General features: G+C 72.1%; 18 protein-coding genes and 1 riboswitch. Of the genes, 9 read left to right on the top strand and 9 right to left on the bottom strand.

The window, feature by feature from the left end; all coding sequences use genetic code 11:
• Window positions 1–183: 183 nt before the first annotated feature.
• Entirely contained in the window at window positions 184–1,248 is a 1,065-nt protein-coding gene (gene trpD, locus ACIREI_RS04765; RefSeq protein ID WP_403327366.1) for an anthranilate phosphoribosyltransferase, read from the top strand.
• A gap of 84 nt (window positions 1,249–1,332) precedes the next feature.
• Window positions 1,333–1,449: riboswitch (SAM riboswitch) on the top strand.
• Between the two features lie 129 nt (window positions 1,450–1,578).
• A complete protein-coding gene (locus ACIREI_RS04760) occupies window positions 1,579–2,946 on the top strand; it encodes an aminotransferase class V-fold PLP-dependent enzyme (RefSeq protein WP_403327364.1) in 1,368 nt (455 codons plus the stop codon).
• On the opposite strand, the gene ACIREI_RS04755 is transcribed toward ACIREI_RS04760, so the two are convergent.
• The 7 genes from ACIREI_RS04755 to ACIREI_RS04725 form a co-directional block, all read right to left on the bottom strand.
• Window positions 2,901–4,100 carry a glycerate kinase gene (locus tag ACIREI_RS04755; RefSeq protein WP_403327362.1) on the bottom strand — a complete coding sequence of 400 codons (1,200 nt, stop codon included), beginning with the start codon at window positions 4,098–4,100 and terminating at the stop codon, window positions 2,901–2,903. The two genes, ACIREI_RS04760 and ACIREI_RS04755, sit on opposite strands and share 46 nt — an antisense overlap.
• Before the next feature lie 8 nt (window positions 4,101–4,108).
• Window positions 4,109–5,524 (bottom strand): SLC13 family permease, encoded by a 1,416-nt coding sequence (locus tag ACIREI_RS04750; protein ID WP_403327360.1) that lies wholly within the window; start codon window positions 5,522–5,524, stop codon window positions 4,109–4,111.
• A 57-nt stretch (window positions 5,525–5,581) separates the two neighbouring features.
• Window positions 5,582–6,244 carry a response regulator transcription factor gene (locus tag ACIREI_RS04745; RefSeq protein WP_403327358.1) on the bottom strand — a complete coding sequence of 221 codons (663 nt, stop codon included), beginning with the start codon at window positions 6,242–6,244 and terminating at the stop codon, window positions 5,582–5,584.
• A 16-nt stretch (window positions 6,245–6,260) separates the two neighbouring features.
• Window positions 6,261–7,748, bottom strand: a complete 1,488-nt coding sequence (locus ACIREI_RS04740) for an ATP-binding protein (RefSeq protein WP_403327356.1) — start codon at window positions 7,746–7,748, stop codon at window positions 6,261–6,263.
• Window positions 7,684–7,977 carry a small secreted hydrophilic protein gene (locus ACIREI_RS04735; RefSeq protein WP_403327354.1) on the bottom strand — a complete coding sequence of 98 codons (294 nt, stop codon included), beginning with the start codon at window positions 7,975–7,977 and terminating at the stop codon, window positions 7,684–7,686. The genes ACIREI_RS04740 and ACIREI_RS04735 overlap by 65 nt, the downstream gene beginning before the upstream one ends.
• 100 nt (window positions 7,978–8,077) lie before the next feature.
• Entirely contained in the window at window positions 8,078–8,359 is a 282-nt protein-coding gene (locus ACIREI_RS04730; protein ID WP_031483291.1) for an Lrp/AsnC family transcriptional regulator, read from the bottom strand.
• 42 nt (window positions 8,360–8,401) lie between these two features.
• Window positions 8,402–9,178 carry a rhomboid family intramembrane serine protease gene (locus ACIREI_RS04725; RefSeq protein WP_403327352.1) on the bottom strand — a complete coding sequence of 259 codons (777 nt, stop codon included), beginning with the start codon at window positions 9,176–9,178 and terminating at the stop codon, window positions 8,402–8,404.
• 160 nt (window positions 9,179–9,338) lie between these two features.
• Here ACIREI_RS04725 and ACIREI_RS04720 point away from each other — a divergent pair, with 160 nt between their 5' ends.
• The 5 genes from ACIREI_RS04720 (at window position 9,339) to ACIREI_RS04700 (ending at window position 14,698) form a co-directional block, all read left to right on the top strand.
• Window positions 9,339–9,578: a hypothetical protein gene (locus ACIREI_RS04720; RefSeq protein ID WP_403327350.1), complete on the top strand. Its 240-nt coding sequence runs from the start codon at window positions 9,339–9,341 to the stop codon at window positions 9,576–9,578.
• Window positions 9,579–9,615: 37 nt separating this feature from the next.
• Window positions 9,616–10,959 carry an NYN domain-containing protein gene (locus ACIREI_RS04715; RefSeq protein ID WP_403327348.1) on the top strand — a complete coding sequence of 448 codons (1,344 nt, stop codon included), beginning with the start codon at window positions 9,616–9,618 and terminating at the stop codon, window positions 10,957–10,959.
• 211 nt (window positions 10,960–11,170) lie between these two features.
• Window positions 11,171–12,205 (top strand): NlpC/P60 family protein, encoded by a 1,035-nt coding sequence (locus tag ACIREI_RS04710; protein ID WP_403328039.1) that lies wholly within the window; start codon window positions 11,171–11,173, stop codon window positions 12,203–12,205.
• A gap of 231 nt (window positions 12,206–12,436) precedes the next feature.
• Window positions 12,437–13,450 (top strand): NlpC/P60 family protein, encoded by a 1,014-nt coding sequence (locus ACIREI_RS04705; protein ID WP_403327346.1) that lies wholly within the window; start codon window positions 12,437–12,439, stop codon window positions 13,448–13,450.
• A gap of 54 nt (window positions 13,451–13,504) precedes the next feature.
• Window positions 13,505–14,698: a hypothetical protein gene (locus ACIREI_RS04700; protein WP_403327344.1), complete on the top strand. Its 1,194-nt coding sequence runs from the start codon at window positions 13,505–13,507 to the stop codon at window positions 14,696–14,698.
• On the opposite strand, the gene ACIREI_RS04695 is transcribed toward ACIREI_RS04700, so the two are convergent.
• Window positions 14,686–15,216 carry a PadR family transcriptional regulator gene (locus ACIREI_RS04695; RefSeq protein ID WP_403327342.1) on the bottom strand — a complete coding sequence of 177 codons (531 nt, stop codon included), beginning with the start codon at window positions 15,214–15,216 and terminating at the stop codon, window positions 14,686–14,688. The two genes, ACIREI_RS04700 and ACIREI_RS04695, sit on opposite strands and share 13 nt — an antisense overlap.
• Window positions 15,217–15,305: 89 nt before the next feature.
• On the opposite strand from ACIREI_RS04695, the gene ACIREI_RS04690 reads away from it, so the two are divergent.
• Window positions 15,306–16,622, top strand: coding sequence for an MATE family efflux transporter (locus ACIREI_RS04690; RefSeq protein WP_403327340.1), 1,317 nt, complete (start codon window positions 15,306–15,308; stop codon window positions 16,620–16,622).
• Here the strand turns inward: ACIREI_RS04690 and ACIREI_RS04685 are convergent.
• A complete protein-coding gene (locus ACIREI_RS04685) occupies window positions 16,583–17,857 on the bottom strand; it encodes a glycosyltransferase 87 family protein (RefSeq protein WP_403327338.1) in 1,275 nt (424 codons plus the stop codon). The two genes, ACIREI_RS04690 and ACIREI_RS04685, sit on opposite strands and share 40 nt — an antisense overlap.
• Before the next feature lie 81 nt (window positions 17,858–17,938).
• Between ACIREI_RS04685 and ACIREI_RS04680 the strand changes: the two genes are divergently transcribed.
• Window positions 17,939–19,081, top strand: a complete 1,143-nt coding sequence (locus ACIREI_RS04680; RefSeq protein WP_403327336.1) for a glycosyltransferase family 4 protein — start codon at window positions 17,939–17,941, stop codon at window positions 19,079–19,081.
• Window positions 19,082–19,261 lie beyond the last annotated feature (180 nt).

The raw sequence follows: 19,261 nt of genomic DNA, 5'->3' as shown, positions 1-19,261 counted from the left end.
CCCCGCGCCCCTTCGGGGGCGCGGCCGGAGCGCGACCTCGCCAGTACTGCTCAGCCACGCCACGGTTGAAGGGCCCCGTCCGTTGTACGGACGGGGCCCTTCGCCGTGCCCCGTGGCTGGATAGGGTGGACCCCGTTGAGACCCCCGTCCCGTAGTGCGGGACACCTGACCCTGGAGCGGCTTATGAGCGCTGTGACCCCCGCTGGAGGCGACATCGCGGCGGGCCGTTCCTGGCCCGAGGTGCTGAGTGCGCTGCTCGGCGGACAGGACCTGAGCGCCGGCGACACGGCATGGGCGATGGACCGCTTCATGAGCGGTGAGGCCTCGGACGCCCAGATCGCGGGCTTCATGGTGGCCCTGCGGGCCAAGGGCGAGACGGTCGAGGAGATCAACGGTCTCGTCGAGGCGATGTACGCCCACGCCCAGCCGCTGGACATCCCCGGACCGGCCGTCGACATCGTCGGCACGGGCGGCGACCGCGCCAAGACGGTCAACATCTCGACGATGTCCGCCATCGTGATCGCGGGCGCCGGCGCGAAGGTCGTCAAGCACGGCAACCGGGCATCGTCCTCGGCGAGCGGCTCGTCCGACGTGCTGGAGAAGCTCGGCATCAACCTCGACCTGTCGCCGGAGGGCGTGGCGCGGGTGGTGGACGAGGCCGGGATCACCTTCTGCTTCGCGGCCAAATTCCACCCCTCGATGCGGTTCGTCGGTGGCGTACGGCGGGACCTGGGCATCCCGACCTCCTTCAACCTCCTGGGCCCGCTGACCAACCCGGCCCGCGTCACCGCCTCGGCCGTCGGCTGCTTCGACACCCGGATGGCGGGGCTCATCGCCGGCGTACTGGCCGAGCGCGGCTCGTCGGCGCTGGTGTTCCGCGGCGACGACGGCCTCGACGAGCTCACGACGACGGCCACGTCCCGGGTGTGGCTCGTGCGCGACGGCAAGGTGACCGAGGAGGCCTTCGACCCGCGCGACGTCGGCCTCGACCTGGTGCCCGTGGAGGCGCTGCGCGGCGCCGACGCGTCGTACAACGCGGAGGTCGCCCGACGCCTGCTGGACGGCGAGACGGGGCCGGTGCGGGACGCCGTACTGCTCAACTCGGCGGCGGCGCTGGTGGCGTTCGAGCAGACGGACGCTCCGCTCACGGAGCAGCTCCGGCTCGGCATGGCGAAGGCGGCGGAGTCGATCGACTCGGGTGCGGCGAAGCGGACGCTGGAGCGCTGGGTGGCGGCCAGCAACGCCTGACCCGGCACATGTGACGCAGGGCGCAGTCCAGGATCCGGACTGCGCCCTTGCGCATCGAAGATCGTATGGCAGGATGTTGGACCAGGTCATGAGTGACAGTCATGAGGCCCCGGCCGACTGTCCGGCAACCCTCCGTCCGTGGCGGGGTGCCCCGGGTGAAGACCAGGCCGTAGGCAGTGAGGTCTACGGCAAGCGCGGGCCCCTCTCGAAACCAGGGGTCCTGGTCGTTCGAGGGAGTCTTCCGTGAGCAAGCGAATGCGATAGGGCCGCCGAGCCCCGCCTCCGCACACCCTTCTTCACTTTCTTCTTTCCTCTCACGGGAGTTCCGTCATGTCTGTCTCCAGCGCTGCCCTCGACCAGAGCATTTGCGCCCCCCTGCCCGTTCTGGGCCGTGATGTCACCGTCCCGCTCGTGACCGGTGGCGAGGTCACCTACGCCGCGCTCGACTACGCCGCCAGCGCCCCAGCCCTCCAGCGCGTCTGGGACGACGTCGCCGCCTACGCGCCGTACTACGGCAGCGTCCACCGGGGCGCCGGGTACCTCTCCCAGCTCTCCACCGACCTGTTCGAGAACGCCCGCAGGACGGTCGCCGAGTTCCTCGACTGCCGGGACGGCGACCAGGTCGTGTTCACCCGGTCCACCACCGACTCGCTGAACCTGCTCGCCGCCGCCCTCCCGGCCGACTGCCAGGTCTTCGTCTTCGAGACCGAGCACCACGCCTCCCTGCTGCCGTGGACGAACGCGCAGGTCACCTACCTCAACGCGCCCCGCACCCCGAGCCAGGCCGTCGAGACCCTGGAACGCGCCCTCGCCGACCGCGACCCGTACGGCCCGGCCCTGGTCTGCGTCACCGGCGCCTCGAACGTCACCGGTGAGCTGTGGCCGGTGCGGGAGTTGGCGGCGGCCGCGCACGCGCACGGCGCCCGGATCGTCCTCGACGCCGCGCAACTCGCCCCGCACCACCCGGTGAGCGTCCAGGACCTCGACGTCGACTGGGTCGCCTTCTCCGGGCACAAGCTCTACGCCCCGTTCGGCTCGGGTGTCCTGGCCGGCCGTGCCGACTGGCTGCGCGCGGCGGAGCCGTACCTCGCGGGCGGCGGCGCCAGCCGCAAGGTCTCCCGCCGCGAGGACGGGGGAGTGGACGTGGAGTGGCACGAGAGCGCCGCCCGGCACGAGGCCGGCTCCCCGAACGTCATCGGCGCCTACTCCATCGCCTCCGCCTGCAAGGCCCTGACGGAGGCGGGCTTCGACACGCTCGTCGCGCGTGAGCAGTACCTGATCGAGAAGGTGCGGGCAGGGCTCGCCGAGGTCCCCGAGGTGCGGATCCTCTCCCTCTTCGGTGACGACGCCCCGCGCGTCGGCGTGATCTCCTTCGTCGTCGACGGCTGGAACAGCTCCCACTTCGCCGCCGCCCTGTCCGCCGAGTACGGCATCGGGGTGCGGGACGGGCTGTTCTGCGCCCACCCGCTCGTGCGGACGCTGCTGGGCAGCGCCCCGCAGACGCAGGGCGAGTGCGGTGCGCCCGAGGCGGCGCCCGGCGAGAAGTCCCTCAACGCGATCCGGGTGAGCTTCGGGGCCGGGACGCCGGACGAGCACGTCGAGCGGTTCGTGAACGCCGTGAAGGAGCTCGTGACGGTGGGTGCGCAGTGGAACTACCGCACGGAGGACGGGCGTTGCGTGCCGGACACCTCCGCGTGAGCCGGTAGCCGGGCACCCAGCAGGATCATCCGCAGGGCGCGTTCGGTGGCGTCCGTGAGGAGTTCGGAGGCCCGCACGAGGGCCTCCGCCAGGGCCATCGGCGCCGGCAGGATGCCGCTGAAGGCGTCCACGCCGGGCACGGCGTGCGCGCCCTCGCCGAGTGTGCCCGCCAGGGCGAGCACCGGACGGCCCGACAGCTTGGCCCGGCGGGCCACCTCGGCCGGGACCTTCCCGCGGGGCGTCTGGTGGTCCATGGCGCCCTCGGCGGTGACGACCAGGTCGGCGCGGGCCAGCCGGGCGTCCAGGTCGAGGTGGGCCAGCAGCACCTCGAAGCGGGGGAGCAGCCGGGCGCCCAGCGCGGCGAGGCCGGCGCCCAGGCCACCGGACGCGCCGGTGCCGGGACCGCCGTACAGGTCCGTGTCCACGACACCCAGGTCACGGGTGAGGACGCGCGCCCAGTTCTCCAGCCCCGCCGACAACTGCTCCACCTGCGCGGGCGTCGCCCCCTTCTGCGGGCCGAAGACACGGGCCACGCCGCGCTCGCCGCACAGCACGTTGTACGGGTTGCAGGCGACGAGCAGCTCGACGTCCCGCAGGCGCGGGTCCAGGCCGGACGGGTCGATCCGGGCCAGCCTCGTCAACTCTCGGCCACCGCGAGGGAGTTCGAAGCCGTCGGCGTCCAGGAGCCGGGCGCCGAGGGCCTGGAGCGCGCCGGCGCCCCCGTCGGACGTACCCGAGTCACCGCAGCCGATCAGGATGCGCCGTACGCCCGTGTCGAGCGCGGCGCCAAGGAGTTCGCCGACGCCGTACGTCGTCGTGGCGCCCGGGTCGCGCAGGGCGCGCGGGACCAGGGAGAGGCCCGCGACCGCGGCCATCTCCACGACCGCTGTGTCGCGGTCGCGGGAGCCGAGCAACGCGAAGTGGGTGCCGATCGGCTCGCCGACGGGGCCGGTCGCGGGCAGTGCGACGAGCCGTCCGCCGGTCGCGGTGGCCAGCGCGGCGGCCGTGCCCTCGCCCCCGTCCACCAGGGGAATCAGGTCCAGTTCGGCGTCCGGCAGGACCCGGCGGACGCCGTCGGCGATGGCGTCGGCGGCGGCCTGGGCGGACAGGGACTCCTTGAAGCCACTGGGGGCTACGACGACTCGGGTCAGCATCAGATCTCCTAGCGCAGCACGGGTACGCCGAGCAGTGGCCACACCGCGACGGCGAAGAGCAGGACGAGGGCGGCCGTCAGCGGGGCCAGGACGGCGGACAGGCGCAGCAGATCGCGCGGGGTGTAGGTGGGCGTTCCGGGGATGTCGGAGAAGAGCGTGACCGGCTTCGCGGACGCCGGAAGCGTGTGGCAGAAGCCGGCCGCGGCGGTGGACGCGAGCGCGGCGGCCACCGGATTGACGCCGGCGCCCACGGCCGCCGCGACGACCAGCGGAACCAGCACCGAGGAGCGGGCCGAGCGGGACTGCAGGACCAGGTGGGCCGCCGTGCTGACCACGATCACGACGGCCAGGAACAGCAGCGGACTGATGCCCGTGGGGAGCCCGTCGACCAGCCACTTCGCCGCTCCCGAGTCGGCGAGTGCCACGCCCATCGCCATCGTCGCCGCCATGAACAGCAGCAGCGACCAGGGGACCGTCTTCAGCGCGTCCTTCAGGTGCACGGTGCCCAGGGCCGGGGAGGCCGCCACCACCGCGCCGATCAGCGCGACGACCGCGGGCGGCACCCGGTGCAGCGGCTCGCTGCACCACAGCAGCACGACCGTGCCGAGCAGCAGCGCGCACCGCTTCTCGGCCTGCGACCAGGGGCCGGTGACCGGATCGTCGCTGTGCTCCTGGATCTGCTCCGGGGTGATGTGCACGGGGCCTTTGCGGTCCGCGCGCCGAGTGGTCGTCAGGAGTACGGCCTCGGCGGCCAGATGGGACGAGGCCACGGCCAGCGGCAGGCCCAGCAGCAGCCATTCCGTGAAGCCGATCCGCTCACCGGTCGCCTGCCACAGCACCGACACGGTGATCAGATGCGCGCCCGCCCCGATCAGGGTCGCCACCGCCGACAGCAGGATCACGGTCGGGAACAGCAGGGCCAGCATCACCACCAGCCGCTTGCGGTCGGACAGCACCTTGGCGAGTGCCAGGAACACCGGCAGGGCGAGCGCGGCCCGCCCGGAGGTGGCCGGCACCGCGAACGCCGTGACGACCAGGGCGGCCGTGGTGAGGTGCACGAGCTGCCGTACGGTGCGCGCCCCGCCGACCAGGAACGCCGCCGCCCGGCCCGCCAGCCCCGTCCGGGTCACCGCGGCCGCGAGCACGAAGGCGCAGATCAGCAGCCACACCGTGGAGTCACCGAGGGTGCCGAAGAGCGTGTCGCTGCTGATCACCCCGGTCACCGTCAGCGCGAGCCCCGCGCCCAGCGCGATGTACGTGTCGTCGACCGGCGTCGCGATCCAGGCGCAGGTCGCCAGGGCGAACACGGCGAGGGTGAGGCGGGCGTCGGCGCCGAGTCCGGGGAAGTTGCCGGGCACGGCGAGCAGCGCGCACAGGGAGAGCGCCACGCAGAGGGCCGCGCTCAGACGGAGGTTCAGGGTCACGTCATCGAGGGTTCACCTCGGCGGTGAGCGCTCGATGAGCCGTACATGAAGGAGACTTCACGCGGACAGGCGGTACCCCACGCCTCGCACCGTCTCGACCCGTTCGGCGCCGAGCTTCTTGCGCAGCGCCCGCACGTACACGTCCACGATGTTGGAGCCGGGATCGAAGTCGTAGCCCCACACGTGCGACAGGATCTGCTCGCGGGACAGTACCTGCCCCGGATGCCTCAGGAACAGCTCCAGCAGCACGAATTCACGGGCCGTCAGGTCCACGGTCCGCTCATCGGCCCGAGCCCGCCGTGTGCGCAGGTCCAGGGTCAGCGAGCCGGACCGCAGCACCGTCACCTCGGGCGCCCTGGCCGCCGTACGCAGGCGCAGCCGGACCCGGGCGAGCAGTTCCTCGAAGCGGAACGGCTTGGTCATCCAGTCGTCGGCGCCGCCCTCCAGGCCGGCCACCGTGTCGCGTACGGAGTCGCGGGCGGTCAGCACGATCACCGGGACCGTCACCCGGGACTCGCGCAGTTCGCGCAGCACCGTGAAGCCGTCCCGGCCGGGCAGGCCGATGTCGAGGACGACCAGGTCGAAGCCGCCGGTCAGGGCGTATTCGTACGCCGCCTCGCCGTCGCCGACGACGGTCGTGGTGAAGCCGTTGGCGCGCAGGCCCTTCTCGACGAAGGAGGCGATCCGGTCCTCGTCCTCGACGATGAGAATGCGGTTCACGTGCCTACCTCTTCGTTCATGGGCGGGTCCCTTCCAGGGTCAGTACGAAGGTGGCGCCGCCGCCCTCGGTGGGGTGCAGGCGGATCCGGCCGCCGTGGGCCTCCGCGATCGCCCGGACGATCGACAGGCCGAGTCCGGCGCCCGAGCCCTGGGCGCCGCGCCGGGCGGTGCCGCGCCGGAAGCGTTCGAAGATCACCTCGGCGTCCTGCGGCTGGACGCCGGGTCCGCAGTCGGCGACGTACAGCTCGACGTCCTGGCCGTCGACGCGGGAGCCGATCCGTACGGTCTGCCGGGGCGCGGTGTGCTGTACGGCGTTCTGGGCGAGCTGGACCATCGCCTGCGTGATGCGCTGCGGGTCCAGCTCGGCCTCCACGTCGGCCACTTCGGCGAGCTGCCAGTCCCGCTCGCCGAGGGTGCGGGCCTTGACGTAGACGTCGGCGGTGAGTTCGGCGACCTGGACCGGCTCCGGGGTGACGAAGTCGGGGCGCTCGGCCTTGGCGAGCAGCAGCAGGTCCTCGACGATGCGGCTCATCCGGTCCAGCTCGTCGGTGACGAGCCGTATCGTCTCCTCGCGCTCCACCGGGTCGTCGCCCATGAGTTCCAGATGCCCGCGCACGATGGTGATCGGGGTGCGCAGCTCGTGGCCCGCGTCGTCGACGAACTCCCGCTGGGCGGCGAAGGCGCGCTCCAGCCGGTCGAGCATCGCGTTGAACGTCTCCGCGAGCGCGGCGATGTCGTCCCGCCCGTGCACCGGGATACGGCGGGTGAGGTCCTGCTCGGTGAGCTGCGCCGCCGCGGTGCGCACCAGCCGCACGGGCTTGAGGATCCGCCCGGCGACCGCCCAGCCGATGCCGGTCGTCATCAGCAGGGCGACCCCGGAGATGGCGAGCAGGATGCGGAACTCCTCGTTCACCGCGGCCTGTTCACGTCCCGGGTGGAAGGCCACGACGAACGCGGCCTCCGCCTCGCCGCCGGCCCGGGCGACGGTGACCTTGGCCCAGCGGATCTCGCCGGAGGACCGGTGCAGCGTGCCCGCGGGGTCGGGCGAGTCGAAGATACGGCGGCGGGCGTCGGCGTCCTCGTGGAGGGGGACGGCGACGGGGATGTCACGCGGCTGGCGGAACTGCGCCGGGCTCGTGCCCGGGCGGCCCACCAGGCCGATCAGCTCCTCGTCCGGGTCGGCGTACTGCCGTACCAGGAACTCGATCAGCAGCCGGGACGGGTCGGTGAACGGGCGGCCGGTCTCGGGGTCGACGCCCCGCTCCTCGAAGTTGGCGAACTCGCCGGCCTCCTGGGCGAGCAGCCCGTTCACCCGGTGGTCGACGTCCCGCAACAGGATCGAGCGCGTGGTCGTCGCCACGGACACCAGTCCTACGGCCATGACGAACAGCAGCCACAGCAGAATGCGGACCCGGGCGGAGATCCGCCGGCGCACGGGCTCAGCCGTCGTCCCCGGGCTCGCCGCGGTCGTCGTCCTGGGTCTCCCGGTCGGGGGCGTCGTCATCGTCGTCACTCGCGGGGCTGTCGGTCACCGGAGGCCGGGAGACGACCTCGTCGCTCGGTGTCGGGGTGGGCCGGGTGGGCGTCGGTGTGGGCGAGCCGCTGTCCAGCTCCACCTTGGCCGGGACCTTGGGGGACTCAGGGTTGTCGGTGAGGGCGAAGCTGGTCGCGGCGATACCGAGCGGAATCGCCACTACGGCGGCCAGGGTCGCGATCCGGTGCGAGAAGACCATACGGCCGATCCTGCCCCCGGCACCCGGAGGTGAGGATGAGCCCAGGATGAAGAACTCTTCATCATCGGGCCGGGGGGCACGCACCCCGGCCGTGGGTGCGCTAGCTGTCCAGGCCGATGGCGAACGCGGCCTCGATGTCGTGCTGCGAGTACGTCCGGAACGCCACATGCGTGTCCGTCGCCTCCACGCCGGGAATCTTGCTGATCCGGCCCGGGATGACCTCGGCGAGGTCCTCGTGCTGCTTGACCCGGACCATGGCGATCAGGTCGTACGTACCGGTGACCGAGAAGACCTCGGTGACGCTCTCCAGCGAAGCGATCCGCTCCGCGATCTCGGGAATCCGGTCCACGCTGGTCTTGATGAGGACGATCGCGGTGATCACGGCTGGTTCTCTCCCTCGGAGGCCATTGCTGGGGCTCTCACCCTACTCGTGGTCCAGCCGGCCTGGCTTTTCTGCCGGGGGTCCGGGGGTTGGCCCCCGGGAAGACACAGCAGTCGCAGGCCTGAACCGGGCCCACGCGTAGCCGAAGCCCAGTCCGAAGCCCACCAGGTGCGCCAGATACGCCACCCCCGGCCCCTGGTCCGCCCGGCCCGCCGCCACCCACTGCAGGGCCACCCAGAAGGGCAGCACGACCCACGCCGGGAAGCGCAGCGGCAGGAAGAGCAGGAACGGCAGCAGGCTTGTCACCCGCGCCCCGGGGAAGACGAACAGGAACGCGCCGAGGACGGCCGAGATCGCCCCGGACGCGCCGACCAGGGACTGGGTGGAGTCGTCGTTGGCGGCCGCGTAGCCCAGCAGGGCGAGGTAGCCGCAGCCGAGGTAGAACAGCGTGAACTGGACGTGGCCCATCCGTTCCTCGGTCATCACCCCGAAGACGTAGAGGAAGAGCATGTTGCCGAGCAGATGCACCCAGCTGCCGTGCACGAAGAGGGCCGTGGCCGGGGTGAGGGCGGCGCGGGGCGCGCCCTCGAACAGCTCGGCCGGCACCACACCCCAGCGGTGGAAGTAGGCCCGCTGCGCGGCGAGCAGCCCGTCGCCGGAGCCGTACGCCGGATTCAGCCCCGCCGCCGGGCCCATCAGGAAGAGCAGACAGCACAGGGCGATCAGCCCGTACGTCACCGGCGCCGACGACCGGAAGACCGATCGGCCCACTCTGCCGCACCGACCCCCGAAACGCGCCACGCTCCAGTCGCTGATCATGGACACAGAGCATGACGTAAGGGGACGCAGTCGCACAGACCGCCTCGCCGCCGTGAACGGCCGAGCGGCGAGTACCCGCCAGGCCGTAGGGTTACGAGCCACACGCACCGGCGAGCTCCGGGGCGTATCACCGACACTAGAAGGAAGGCGAACAGTCACGATGACGGTTCCCCTGCCGACCGCCACGACGCGGTGGCGCTGCACCCTCTGCGGCAACCTCACGCGCTTCGACGTGACGCGCTCGTCCAAGGTCGTGGAGTACGTCCACCTGGATCTGGCCGGCGAGCCGAAGGTCGAGGAGCGCGAGGTGCTCAGTGAGACCATCGAGTCGGTGCGCTGCCGCTGGTGCAACGCCGTGGACAAGGTGGAACTCGTGGACAGGCCGGGTGCCGACTCCTGACGGGAGCGGAGCCCGCACAGGCATTGGGGTGTGACGGATGGTGGAGACACAAGGCGGGGGGCCGGGCGACGGCGCCGCCGAGGTGCTCGACCGTCCGCTGCCCGACGGTGTACGGCGCAAGGTCGTACAGATCGTGTCCGACGGGTTCGGCGGGCTGACCGTCGGCGAACTGCCCGCGCAGCTGCGGCAGTACGCCCGGTTCGCCCCGAACCGCCGGGCCAAGTTCGCCGGCAACGCCATGGCGGCGGCGCTGGAGACCGATCCGCTGTTCCGCCAGCGCATCGGGGAGAAGTTCAGAGAGGCCCAGCCGGAGCTCTCCGGCGCTCTCGACTCAGGTTCGGCGCCTCCGGCCGCGGATCCGCTCGACGTGGCGGCCGCGGCCTATGTTCTGCGGCCCACCGGCTGGGTCAAGCTGGTCACCGCGGCCGGCGAGGAGGCCCAGCGGGCCGACGCCGAGCGCGCCGACGAGGAGAGCCGCGCCGAAGTGGAGCGGCTGCGCGAGGAACTCGCCCACGCCCGTGAACACACCCGGGCCGAGACCGAGCGGCTGCGTACCGAACTGGACGCGGCGAAGAAGGAAGCCGAATCGCTTCACCGCAAGCTGCGCTCCGCCCTCAGTGACGTCAAGCGCGGCGAGGCCGCCCTGCGCAAGATCCAGGGCGAGATCGAGGCCGTACGCGCCGAGGGCCACGCCCAGGTCTCCGCGGCCGAGAGCGAGACCCGGCGCCTCAAGGCGCGGCTCGCGGAGGCCGAGGCCGCCCTGGAGGCCACGCGCAGAGCGGCCCGCGAGGGGCGCAGCGTCGAGGACATGCGCGTACGGCTGCTCCTGGACACCCTGCTGGACGCCACCCAAGGGCTGCGCCGCGAGCTGGCGTTGCCGCCGGTCTCCGTGCGGCCCGCCGAGACCGTGGACGCGGTCGAACCGGGACGGATGACCCCGAAGGACATCGCCGCGCGGGCGCTGTCCGAGAACGACCCCGCGATCCTCGACCAGCTCCTCGCCCTGCCGCAGGCCCATCTGGTGGTCGACGGCTACAACGTCACCAAGACCGGCTATCCCCAGATGCCCCTGGAGAAGCAGCGTTTGAGGCTGCTCGGCCAGCTCTCGCAGCTCGCCGCCCAGACCGGCGCCGAGGTGACCTGTGTCTTCGACGGGGCGGAGCTGGCCGCGCCGGTGCTCCTCGCGCCGCCGCGCGGTGTGCGGGTGCTGTTCTCCAAGCCGGGCGTGACCGCCGACGAGCTGATCCGCCAGCTGGTGCGCGCCGAGCCGCCGGGCCGTCCGGTCATCGTCGCCTCCACCGACCGCGAGGTGGCGGACGGAGTCGCCCGCGCCGGGGCGCGGCCGGTGGCTTCTGCGGTGCTTCTCAAGCGCCTGTCCTGAAAACGCCAACGTACGGGCGCAATGCCCGAATTGGTGGAGCAGACGCGCAACGCAGTGTCAAGCTCGCCTCACTCCATGTGAGTTGTGTGTAAAGAATGACAGGTGTGACGAGAATTTTCGTGTGAGGATTTGATCTGATCACAACTGGGTCACTAGGGTCTGGCGTCGAACCTCCGAGCGGGTGATCACTCACAAGAAGGGTTTCACCTCCGTGGCGTCCCACCGTCGACCGAAGCAGCCCAGCCGAGCACGTGTGACCGTGCTGACCACCGCCGCCGCTGCTGCCGTGGCCATCAGTTCGCAGGCCGCCAACGCGGCACCCAGCGAGAAGCCGAGCAAGGACGAGGTCAAGGCCAAGGTCGACAAGCTCTACGAGGAGGCCGAGCAGGCCACCGAGAAGTACAACGGGGCCAAGGAGAAGCAGGAGAAGCTCCAGAAGGAGATCTCCACCATCCAGGACAACGTGGCGCGCGGTCAGGAGGACCTGAACCAGCTGCGCGACGCGATGGGCCTGGCGGCCGCCGCCCAGTACCGCACGGGCAGCATCGACTCCTCCCTCCAGCTGTTCCTGTCGTCGAACCCGGACGACTACCTGGACAAGGCGTCCACCGCCGACCAGCTCAGCGCCCAGCAGGTCGAGTCGCTGAAGAAGATCCAGGAGAAACAGCGCGAACTCGCCCAGGAGCGGGCCGAGGCCGCCGAGAAGCTCAAGGACCTCGCCTCCACCCGCACCGAACTGGGCAAGAAGAAAAAGCAGGTCCAGTCCAAGCTCGCCGAGGCGCAGCGGCTGCTCAACACCCTGACCGCCGCGGAGAAGGCCGCCCTCGCCGCCGCGGACGCCCGCGCCAGCCGCTCCGCCGCCGACCGCGTGGACCTCGGCAACACCGGCGCCGCCTCCGGCCGGGCCATGGCCGCCTTCCAGGCCGCCCAGAGCCAGATCGGCAAGCCGTACGTCTACGGCGCCACCGGCACCGCCTCCTACGACTGCTCGGGCCTGACCTCCTGGGCCTACGCCCAGGCCGGCGTCTCCATCCCGCGCACCTCGCAGGCCCAGGCCAACGCCGGTACCAGGATCTACTCGCAGAGCCAGCTCAAGGTCGGCGACCTGGTCATCTTCTACGGCGACCTGCACCACGTCGGCCTGTACGCCGGCAACGGCCAGGTCCTGCACGCCCCGCGCACCGGCACGGTCGTCCGCTACGAGTCGATCAACAACATGCCGTTCCAGTTCGGCGTCCGGATCTGATCCCGGCTCCACGCCCGCAAGATCAACACGGCGTGCCGCCCGAACGGGCGAATCACGACAACCCGCGCTGACCCCACGCCCCGCCCATGACCTGCGTCATAGGCGGGGCGTCACTTTGTGTGCCCGCAGAGGTCGTTGGTCGGCATCGTCGCACGGGGTTACTGTCTGCCGCGTTTCCCTCGATGCAGGGGGACAAGTCCGTGTCCGCCAGCGGAAGGAGAGCGGCTTCCCGTGGGGTCTCATCGTCGCCTTGCACCGTCCGGGTTCGACCGGGGCGCCGGTGCAGCGCTCTGTGTCATGTCAGCCGCCGCCACGGCCCTCGGGGTCGTACCGGCCACGGCCACGCCGCACGACGACACCCGCGCCAAGGTGGACCGCCTCTACGAAGAGGCCGAGAAGGCAACCGAGGCCTACAACAAGGCCGACGAGCGGGCCGACAAGCTCCGCGAGCAGGTGACCGACGCCCAGGACCGGATCGCCCGGCAGCAGGAGAGCATCAACTCCATGCGGGACGCCCTCGGTCTGCTGGCCGGTGCCCAGTACCGGTCCGGCGGCATCGACCCCGCCCTCGCCCTGCTGCTCTCCGACGACCCGGCCGACTACCTCGACAAGGCCGCCCGGATCGCCCGGATCAGCGCCCACCAGGCCGGCGAGCTCGAGGACCTCCAGGACGCGATGCGCCTCCTCGCCCAGGAGCGCGCCGAGGCGGCCGGGAAACTCGTCGCACTGGAGAAGAGCCGTAAGGTCGTCGCCTCCCACAAGCGGATCGTCGAGCGCAAACTCGCCCAGGCGCGCAGGCTGCTCAACTCCCTCACGCAGGCCGACCGCGCCGCCTACGACCGTGCCTCCCGCTCCGGCCGCGACGTCATGCCCGACTTCGGGAGCATGGCCGCCCCGTCGGGCCGCGCGGCAGCCGCCCTCGCCGCCGCCCACTCCGCGCTGGGCAAGCCGTACGTGTGGGGCGCCAACGGCCCCTCGGGGTTCGACTGTTCGGGCCTGATCCAGTGGTCGTACGCCCAGGCCGGCGTCTCGCTGCCCCGCACCTCGCAGGGGCAGCGGTACGCAGGCCGGCAGGTCCCGCTCTCCGAGGCCCAGCCCGGCGACGTGGTCACCTACCGGGGCGACGCCAGCCACGTCGGGATGTACGTGGGCAACGGCCAGGTGATCCACGCGCCCTACCCCGGCGCACCCGTGCGCTACGACCCGGTGGGCATGATGCCGGGGGCGACGATCACCCGGGTCTGACGTGGGGGCGGCACGGGTCTGACCGCCGCGCCCGCGTCGCCGTACGATCGGGAAATGGCTGGTCGAAGGCGGGCGTCGGGAGTGCGGGTGGTCCTCGCGCTCTGTCTGCTGCTGGTCTGTCTGGTGGGCTGCGGCGGGCGGTCCGGCACCGGGAGTGCCACGGCCGAGGTGCAGCGCGTTCTCGACCGGCGGGCGGCCGCGCTGCTCGACCGCGACGAGGCGGCGTTTCGCCGGACGGGTGTGTCGGCCGGGTTCGACAACCTGCGCGCGGTGCCCCTCGCCGACTGGTCGTACCGCCTGACCGGCCTGCACCGCACCGGCGACACGGCCACCGCCGAGGCCGAGCTCCGCTATCGCGTCGAGGGCCACGACCGGGCCCCGGTCAGCGCCGGCCGCACGCTGAGCCTGAGCCGGGACGCGCGGGGCGAGTGGTTCGTCGAGGCCGAGCGACCCGCCGCCAAGTCCGCCGAGCAACTGTGGGACCAGGGGAAGGTGAGCGTCGTACGGGGCGACGCCGGCCTCGTCCTCGGCGTCGGGCAGTCCGAGGCGGTGCTGCGGTCGTACGCGGAGCTGGCGGACGTCGCGGTGCCGGCCGTGTCGCAGGCGTGGGGCACGGACTGGGCCCGGCGTGTCGTGGTCCTCGTACCGAAGTCCCTGGACGGCATGGCCGGGCTGCTCGGCTCGCCCGCGTCCTCCTATCGCGGGATCGCCGCCGTCACCACCGGCGAGACCGGCGCTCCGGTGAAGGCGCCCGCCGACCGGATCATCGTCAACCCCGACGCGTACGGCGTCCTGGGGAAGGTGGGCAAGCAGGTCGTCCTCACCCACGAGACCACGCATGTCGCCACCCGTGCCGACACCACCGCCGCCACCCCGCTGTGGCTCTCCGAGGGCTACGCCGACTGGGTCGGCTACCTCGGCAGCGGCCGCTCCCCGTCCCAGGCCGCGCCCGAGCTGTGGCGTGCCGTGTCCGAGGGGACGGGGCCGCAGGAGCTCCCCTCCGACGCGGACTTCGGCTTCACCGGCGACGCGAACAAGCTGGCGCGTGCCTATGAGAGCGGCTGGATGGCCTGCCGGATGATCGCGGACCGCTGGGGCGAGGTCAGGCTCGGCGAGTTCTACCGGGCCGTGGGCGCGCACGAGCGGCGGGAGGGCGCGGTCGAGGGGGCGTTGAAGGACGTGCTGGGGACGTCGTCGGCGGAGTTCACCGCGCTGTGGCGGGAGTATCTGCGGTCTCAGCTCGGCTGATCGAGCCGCGCGACGGCCTCCGTCAGCCACGCGCGCTCCGCCTCGCCCGTCGCCCGGGCCACCCGCAGCATGCCCTGCCGGAACAGGTCGTCCGCCTCCTCCGCCCGGACCGGCCTGCCGTCCTCGTAGAAGAAGCTCGTGGGCGCGGTGAGGAACTCCAGTCGGCGGCGCAGCACCTCGGCCTGTTCCCGGCGGTCCGGCAGGTGGCGCAGGAAGGACAGGACCGTGTTGAAGCGCACCTGGTCCGTGATCTCGATCGGCTTGGGGTGGCGCAGGCGTTCCAGCAGGTCCTCGCGGCCCTTGTCGGTGAGGGAGAGGATCCGCCGCGGGGCGGCGCTCGCGCCCGGTTCCGCGTGCTCGTCGAGCTTGCCCGCCTTGATCAGGCGTGTGATCGCCGGGTAGAGGGCGCCGTCGCTGACGGGGCGGACATGGCCGCTCAGCGCCTTGATGCGCGCCTTCAACTCGTAGCCGTGCAGGGGCTCTTCGGCCAGGAAGCCGAGGATCGACAGCTCCAGCATGGTCCTCCTTGCGGACGTGATGAGCCCATGGTACCTCTTATCGAGCTACCTCGAATCGAGGTACCGTCGGGTGTCGAGGGGGCCGGATCGTGAACGCGCACCGCAAGCAGGTCGTCTCGCTCGCCCAGCCCGTCTACTTCTCGCTCCTCGCCTCCGTGGCCGCCGGGATCATCAACACCGTCTGGGTGTCCCGGCTCGGCGGTCCGGCCGTGGCCGCCGTGGCGGTCGCGACCAACACCGAGAACGTCCTGCTCGGGGTGGCGCTCGTCTTCGGCTCCGGTACGACCGTGCTGGTCGCGCAGGCCAGGGGCGCGGGGGACGCCGGTGCCGTACGGGCCGCCGTCCGCGGGGGATGGGCGGTGTGGGCGCTTCTCACGCCGGCGGTCGTCGTGGGCGGGTTCCTGCTGCGGGAGCCGCTCGCGCGGCTGGTGCTCGACGGGGGTGCGGCTCAGCCGCTCGCGGTGGACTACCTCGCGATCGCGCTGCCGGGGACGGCGGTCTTCTTCGCGCAGCAACTGGTCGACGGGATCCTCAAAGGCGCCGGCGACACCAGGACCCCGATGCGGCTCGCGCTGCTCGCGAACGGTCTGATCCTGGTCTGCGACCCGTTCCTCATCCAGGCCCACGGCGTCCAGGGCGCCGCCGCCTCGACCGTGCTGTGCAGGAGCCTCGCCCTCGGGGTGGGGCTGGTCGCGCTGCGGCGGAACCGGCTGCTGCGGGCGGCCGCCGGGGCGCGGCCCGCGCGGTCGCTCGCCGGTGCGGCGTGGCGGACGCTGCGGACCGGGCTGCCGATGTCGGCCGACTTCACCGTGCGGCAGGCGGGCGCGCTGGTGCTGGTGGCGATCGTGGCGCGGCTCGGGGTGACGGCGGTGGCCGCGTACGCGATCGCGTACAAGGTCATGTACGTCGCCACCATGGGCTTCTACGCGGTGCGCCAGGCCGCCGCCATCCACACCGCGCACCTGTTCGGCGCCGGGCGGGACGCGCGGGGTGCGATCGGGCGGCAGGCGGTGCTGGTCGCGGGGGTCTTCGCGCTTGCGGCGGCCGTCCTGCTGGGCGTGACCGCGCCCTGGCTCATGGCCGCCTTCGGCGCCGGTCCCGACGTCGTCCACGCCGGAGTGCTCTTCCTGCGCTGCGTCGGGCCCTACCTGCTTCTGATGGCCTGCTTCATCGCGCTCGGCGGGGTCTTCGAGGGGAGCGGGGGAGCGCCGGTGCTGCTGCGGGTGACCGTGCTCGGTACGGCCGTACAGCTGCCGCTCGCGTACGGGCTGTCCGGCCTCGGGCTGCCGGGTGTGTGCCTGGCGCTGGCGGTCGCCATGGGAGTGCAGTGCGCGGGGGCGCTGCTGCTGTTGCGCAGGGCCCGGCGTCAGGAGGGCAGTGACGTTTCCTTGGCGCGGGTCGCCTGAGCCGGTACGGGGAGCGGGGCGCTGCGGGGCACCGTCGAGCGCCACAGTGCGCGGGCGGCGAGGAGGGTGGCGAGGACCAGCAGGCCGTTGCGGAGGAACAGCAGGGTGACGCCGAGGGCGTCGCTGGCGACGACGTGCGAGAACCAGACCGGGAACTCCAGGACCGTCACGAAGGACGCCACGAGGACCAGGCCGGCGGAGAGCGCCATACGGCTGCCGCGGAAGCACAGGCACACGGCCGCGAGGCCGACCAGCCACACCAGGTACTGCGGGCTGATCACCCGGCTGGTCGTCACGAACATCAGCACCGCCACGAAGGCCGCGTCGGCGAGCGTGTGCGACAGGAACCGCCTCGCCCTCAGCCGCCACAGCAGCAGCCAGCCGAAGGCGAGCCCGCTCAGCGCGAGGGCGGCGGTGCTGACGACGTCGACGTGCGGCCCGAGGAACTCCACCGAGCCGTAGTTGAGCAGCACCTGGCCGTCCCAGCCGAAGTGCCGGGCCACATGGAAGACCAGCGCGCCCAGCGACTCCACCTCGGTGCCGCGGTCCCGCTGGAAGGTCAGGAAGGCGAAGGCGCCGGGCATGGCGAGGGCGAACAGCGCGGCCAGGGCGCCGACGGTCAGCGCGGCCGACGCCCAGGCGCCGCGCCTGCGGGCCGCGACCAGCAGCAGCACCGGCCACACCTTCAGCATCGCCCCGAAGGCCGTCAGCGCGCCCATCACCCTCGGATGCCGGGCACCCGCGAGCAGGGCGGCCACCGCGACGGCGGTGACCATCACGTCGTAGCGCGCGTACACGGTCGGTCCGAGCAGCGGTACGCCCACCACCCACACCCAGGCCCCGCGCAGCGTCCGGCCCGGGCGCAGGCCCGCGTACAGCAGGAGCAGCACCACGACCAGGTCGGCGCAGAAGGCGAGGACGAAGAACGCCGAGGGGTAGTCCAGCCAGAACACCAGCGCGGGGGAGAGGATCGCGAGCGCGGCGGCGGGCGGGTACTGCCAGGTGACGTCGTCCAGCGGGAACGTTCCGGTGCGCAGCACCTCGTACCAGCCCTGGTAGATCACCGACACGTCACTGGTGACGTCCGGGCCCGGAAAGACGTACACCTTGAACACGAAGAGCAGCAGAACCAGCCTGGTCAGGCCCCAGACCCCCAGAAGCCACGCCAGGGACCGCCGCGTGTCCGTCGTCTCCACCCAGATCCCCTGCCGTTCGCTCCCGCCGTGCGGGAACATGATGTCCCCTCCAGCTGTGTGCGGGCCACACACATGGCCGAGCCCCAGCTGTGAACAGCGGCTTCGGTAAGGTCTGCGGCGATGCACAAGACGCTCATCGTGACCAACGACTTCCCGCCCCGCCCCGGCGGCATCCAGGCCTTCCTGCACAACATGGCGCTGCGGCTCGACCCGGAACGGCTGGTCGTCTACGCCTCCACCTGGAAGCGCGGCCGCGAGGGCGCCGAGGCCACCGCCGCCTTCGACGCCGAGCAGCCCTTCACGGTCGTACGGGACCGTACGACGATGCTCCTGCCGACGCCCGCGGCGACCCGGCGCGCGGTCGGGCTGCTGCGCGAGCACGGGTGCACGTCGGTGTGGTTCGGGGCGGCGGCACCGCTCGGCCTGATGGCCCCGGCCCTGCGCAAGGCGGGCGCCGAACGGCTGGTGGCCACGACCCACGGCCACGAGGCGGGCTGGGCCCAGCTGCCCGCGGCCCGGCAGCTGCTGCGCCGGATCGGGGAGTCGACGGACACGATCACCTACCTCGGCGAGTACACGCGCTCGCGGATCGCCGCCGCCCTGACGCCGGAGGCCGCCTCGCGGATGGTGCAGCTGCCGCCGGGGGTCGACGAGAAGACCTTCCACCCCGGATCGGGCGGCGACGAGATCCGGGCGCGGCTGGGCCTGACGGACCGCCCGGTGGTCGTCTGCGTCTCCCGGCTGGTCCGGCGCAAGGGGCAGGACACCCTGATCCAGGCCATGCCCCGCATCCTGGCCGCCGAGCCGGACGCGGTGCTGCTGATCGTCGGGGGCGGCCCGTACGAGGCGGACCTGCGGCGGATGGCGCGCGAGACGGGGGTCGCCGACTCCGTCCGGTTCACCGGGCCGGTGCCCTGGTCCGAGCTGCCCGCGCACTACGGCGCCGGCGATGTCTTCGCGATGCCGTGCCGGACGAGGCGGCGGGGGCTCGATGTGGAGGGCCTCGGGATCGTCTACCTGGAGGCGTCGGCGACGGGATTGCCGGTGGTGGCAGGGGATTCGGGCGGGGCGCCGGATGCCGTACTCGATGGCGAGACCGGCTGGGTCGTCAGGGGTGGCTCCCCAGAGGAGGCCGCCGACCGCATCGTCACACTCCTGGGAGACCCGGAGTTGCGCCGCAGGATGGGCGAGCGGGGCAGGGAGTGGGTCGAGGAGAGATGGCGCTGGGACTTGCTCGCGGAGAGCTTGAAAACGCTGCTGTAGGGCAACGCCCTTCTTTTAGGGGTGCGGGGCTGTATCGATATGCGGCTCCGCCGCGTGGGCGCGATCAACCACAAACAACCCGCACTCGCCAACAATGAATCCGCTGCACCCCACTAGGCGGAACCAGAAAGTCCGCACATGCTGCGCACATGACATCAAACCTGATGCAGCGTCAGCTGA

Origin of the sequence: Streptomyces sp. NPDC093591, assembly GCF_044764885.1 — a bacterium.
Lineage (GTDB): Bacteria > Actinomycetota > Actinomycetes > Streptomycetales > Streptomycetaceae > Streptomyces.
This window is presented reverse-complemented; position numbering and strand designations above follow the sequence as displayed.

What these genes read in the sequence shown, in the direction of transcription:
- trpD (WP_403327366.1), top strand. Translation starts at nt 184, where the DNA reads ATGAGCGCTGTGACCCCCGCTGGAGGCGACATCGCGGCGGGCCGTTCC.
- ACIREI_RS04680 (WP_403327336.1), top strand. Translation starts at nt 17,939, where the DNA reads ATGCACAAGACGCTCATCGTGACCAACGACTTCCCGCCCCGCCCCGGC.
- ACIREI_RS04685 (WP_403327338.1), bottom strand. Translation starts at nt 17,857, where the DNA reads ATGTTCCCGCACGGCGGGAGCGAACGGCAGGGGATCTGGGTGGAGACG.
- ACIREI_RS04740 (WP_403327356.1), bottom strand. Translation starts at nt 7,748, where the DNA reads ATGACGACGCCCCCGACCGGGAGACCCAGGACGACGACCGCGGCGAGC.
- ACIREI_RS04755 (WP_403327362.1), bottom strand. Translation starts at nt 4,100, where the DNA reads ATGCTGACCCGAGTCGTCGTAGCCCCCAGTGGCTTCAAGGAGTCCCTG.
- ACIREI_RS04760 (WP_403327364.1), top strand. Translation starts at nt 1,579, where the DNA reads ATGTCTGTCTCCAGCGCTGCCCTCGACCAGAGCATTTGCGCCCCCCTG.
- ACIREI_RS04725 (WP_403327352.1), bottom strand. Translation starts at nt 9,178, where the DNA reads ATGATCAGCGACTGGAGCGTGGCGCGTTTCGGGGGTCGGTGCGGCAGA.
- ACIREI_RS04715 (WP_403327348.1), top strand. Translation starts at nt 9,616, where the DNA reads ATGGTGGAGACACAAGGCGGGGGGCCGGGCGACGGCGCCGCCGAGGTG.
- ACIREI_RS04720 (WP_403327350.1), top strand. Translation starts at nt 9,339, where the DNA reads ATGACGGTTCCCCTGCCGACCGCCACGACGCGGTGGCGCTGCACCCTC.
- ACIREI_RS04700 (WP_403327344.1), top strand. Translation starts at nt 13,505, where the DNA reads ATGGCTGGTCGAAGGCGGGCGTCGGGAGTGCGGGTGGTCCTCGCGCTC.
- ACIREI_RS04695 (WP_403327342.1), bottom strand. Translation starts at nt 15,216, where the DNA reads ATGCTGGAGCTGTCGATCCTCGGCTTCCTGGCCGAAGAGCCCCTGCAC.
- ACIREI_RS04735 (WP_403327354.1), bottom strand. Translation starts at nt 7,977, where the DNA reads ATGGTCTTCTCGCACCGGATCGCGACCCTGGCCGCCGTAGTGGCGATT.